Below are 3352 nucleotides of genomic sequence, written 5' to 3' on the forward strand. Positions count from 1 at the left end.
AGAAGAGTTGCAAGAGATATATGACCTCTATCAGACTTTCATACAGAAAGAACGCCCTGCTATGGAAGAAGACGAGGCCGATGATTGGGAAGGAAACATCATCTTAGCTCTTGGTGTGGACTATGGGACTTGCAATCTCTGTGGTAATATCAAGAAATGCGAACTTTCAGAAGGCTTTCTCTATATAGAAGCGGAAGAACTCGCATTGATTACTGACTTCCGCGTTCTTCTCAAAAATCGTTTCAAGGATTTGGAAATCTATTTCGCTACAGAAGATCCAGAAAACGAAACATATGTGACCAATGATGCAGATGGCAAGTATTTTCACGACCTGCCTGATGATCATTTCATAGCTCCATTAGATTATTGACGTATGGGACCAAAAACATTTCTAGCAGCTCTAATGTGCCTAATCATCGTAGCCCTCATGTGCTCACCCATTTTCCTCGTATGGCACGGTTTTACTATGGGCGGTTCAGTAATAGTCAGAATAGCATTTATCGTGATAGGGCTCATTCTATTGCGTTTATTCAAGCCAATTTCTAATCTTACTGGCAAGGACTACAAGATATTCTGATAGTTTCGACTATAAAGGCTACAAATTTGATCGAAGGTGGTATCACTCTGTTTAGCGTGATACCACCTTCTTTTGTTTGGCATTCATATCAGGAATGAAGCAGAAGCCAAGTTTGCTTACTACAGTCGCAAGGTTGTCTGGCAAGAATTCTGCATAAACTCGCTCTGTGACGCCTGTTGAAGCGTGACCTAACAATCTGCTTATCTCACTGATTTCAGCTCCGTGTGCAAGCGCTAAAACTGCCCAGGTGTGTCTTGATACATGGAAAGTCAAGTCTTGATTCCATTTTAAATCATGAGATATACAGCGAAGCGAAGTATTGATGGTATTATTCCAGGAATTTCTACGACGGTATATCGCCTCATGGTCATTTATATCGAAGTTCTCTGGCAATAGATCAAAAACAAAGACTTTGTTTCTACCCTTCCATTTTTCAAGAATACGAATGAGTGGTTCACTCAAAGGTATGGTATTTCGGTTTCTCGTCTTGACTTGTATTTTACTGATGAAATTCTTATTGAAATCAATGTCTTTCCATCGGAGCGTCATCACATCAACCATTCGCATACCGCAAGCATGGAAGGCAAACAGCCACATCTCCAAAAACTCTTTTCGTCGAGGTTGTTCGATGGTATTATAAACGGAAACTAACTCAGCAAGTCTCTCTTCAGTGAGATACTTGATATTCCTCTCTTCTTCATCAAGCCGGTCCTCTTCTTTCATATACAAGTCCTGGAGAGATGCATTAAGCTGATGAGAGATATAACCTAACTGACAAGCATATTCACACGCCTGAAGAATCGGACAAAGAGTCTTGTTGACTGTTGTTGCTTTCTTTTTTGCCAAGAGTCGATACTTACGGAAGTCAAGCAATAAGTCTTCACTAATATCTGAGACATAAATGAATTCCTTATGCTCACCATGTGTACCTTTGTGTTCAAGCAACAGGTATTCCTCAAACTGATTGAGATATGAAATACCATTCTTGCAAGTACTGAAACCTATCTTACCTTTCTCATAACGTTTTTCCATCAACTCTTTAGCAAACTCTATGAAGTCCTTTCCTTCATCAGGTCGCAAAGCATTGTCATTATCTTCGAGAAAAGATCGAATCACATCACAAGTAATATGCTGATGCATTTCATAATACTTATGTATCTTCACATCTATATCTTCGATACGCTTATGAAGAGCATGATTATAATACTTATAGTCAATATCGGTCGTGGCACGTATTTCACCAATACCGCAATAGCCTTTCTCATTCCATTCCTTTACTGACACACTTATACCAGTTGATTTACGAATAGAATCAGCATGCCAATTGTATTCTATATACAATGGATACTTTTTACCAGACTGCACCATCTTTGGTATACGCAGTCTCAATCGTCCTTTCGGATAAAGTCTTGAAATTCTTCCCATATTAAAATACCTTTTTATTAATTATGGCACTATGTACGCGAAGATAGTAGAAAAGTTTATCATATCACTCCTTTTTTATAAACTTCAGATGATTTTAGTATGAAGTAAGGAGAATAATAAGAGAAGAAAAGATGAAATTAACCGATCAGAAAAGAAAGAATTTCAGGATATACCGATTATTGATCATTTAATTATGTAAAATAAGGCCATTAGAACGGTAAAATTGGCGGTAAAAGACGGCAAAAAGCCATATAGGAATTTCATAAGAAATCACCTATATGGCTCATTTCCATTATCTTATTCTGATAATCGTAATCGATGAACGATTAGTACTCGTCATCATTCCATAAGAAGTCATCCTTTGAAGGATAATCAGGCCAAATGTCTTCGATGCTCTCATAGACATCACCTTCATCTTCTATTTCCTGCAGATTCTCCAGAACTTCCAGAGGCGCACCAGAGCGAGTTGCATAGTCAATCAACTCTTCTTTAGTTGCAGGCCATGGTGCATCTTCTAGCTTTGAAGCTAATTCAAGTGTCCAATACATAGCTATAATATTTAACGTTCTTACTAATTTGGCTGCAAAAGTAATAAAATTAATTTTATCTACAAGTTTTTCGGCATTTTTTTTCACCTAACATACTACTTTCTTGCATGAAAGGGCTCTTTTTCTAGAAATTTACCCGATAATGCTGCTTATAGATCTTATGATCAAAGAAAACAACACCCACATAATAGAGGTCATAGGTGATGCCAGAGAACTCTGATTCCTGCAAACGAAGCCATGAAGAATAGGTTTTACTGGCATGAAGATTACCTAAAAGAACCAGCATTACCTGACTATGACAAAGCGGAAGAAGATTCTTCAAGACAAACTCCATAGGCTGTTTATCCAAATCAACAACCACCATCGTTTTGACATTTTTATCCAAAAAAGATAAGCTATCAGCTATCTCATAAGATTCTGTCTTCATACAACCCGCATGGAGATAAGCATCAAAGATATGACGATTGCACAATCTGATAACAGGCTGCCAATGATTCGAGAGCCGTAGAAGAAGACGTCCCACCTTATGTTCGCGTCTATTAAGCTGTGGAAACCGCTCTTGCAGCTCCTGATATGCATAATAAGGATAATGCTCATTGATGACATAGCGGATGAAGCTATAGGCAGAAGGCGACTGCACGCCAAAGCCGCGACTATAGCCGCAGCGTCTGAACCATCTCCACCAAGTACTCAAATAATAATGCATAATTTAAATCTTTAGATACACAAAAAGCCTCAGAAATCTTTCGAAATCTGAGGCTTTGATAAAAGAAGGCGGCTACCTACTCTCCCGCATTGCATT

At 38.5% G+C, this 3352-nt stretch carries 4 protein-coding genes; 1 reads left to right on the plus strand and 3 read right to left on the minus strand.

Annotation, left to right across the window (positions count from 1 at the left end; genetic code table 11):
• On the plus strand, window positions 1-370 hold a 370-nt coding region (locus AAAT87_RS15085), incomplete at its 5' end, for a hypothetical protein (RefSeq protein WP_349226885.1).
• Window positions 371-628: 258 nt separating this feature from the next.
• Here the strand turns inward: AAAT87_RS15085 and AAAT87_RS15090 are convergent.
• The 3 genes from AAAT87_RS15090 to AAAT87_RS15100 all read right to left on the minus strand — a co-directional run bounded on the left by AAAT87_RS15090 (window position 629) and on the right by AAAT87_RS15100 (window position 3256).
• Window positions 629-2002, minus strand: a complete 1374-nt coding sequence (locus tag AAAT87_RS15090) for a tyrosine-type recombinase/integrase (RefSeq protein WP_119230266.1) — start codon at window positions 2000-2002, stop codon at window positions 629-631.
• A 326-nt stretch (window positions 2003-2328) separates the two neighbouring features.
• Entirely contained in the window at window positions 2329-2550 is a 222-nt protein-coding gene (locus AAAT87_RS15095; protein WP_006848869.1) for a DUF2795 domain-containing protein, read from the minus strand.
• 124 nt (window positions 2551-2674) lie between these two features.
• Window positions 2675-3256: a hypothetical protein gene (locus tag AAAT87_RS15100; RefSeq protein ID WP_349226886.1), complete on the minus strand. Its 582-nt coding sequence runs from the start codon at window positions 3254-3256 to the stop codon at window positions 2675-2677.
• Window positions 3257-3352 lie beyond the last annotated feature (96 nt).

It is taken from the genome of Segatella sinensis (genome assembly GCF_040095255.1).
In the GTDB taxonomy this organism is placed as follows: domain Bacteria; phylum Bacteroidota; class Bacteroidia; order Bacteroidales; family Bacteroidaceae; genus Prevotella; species Prevotella sinensis.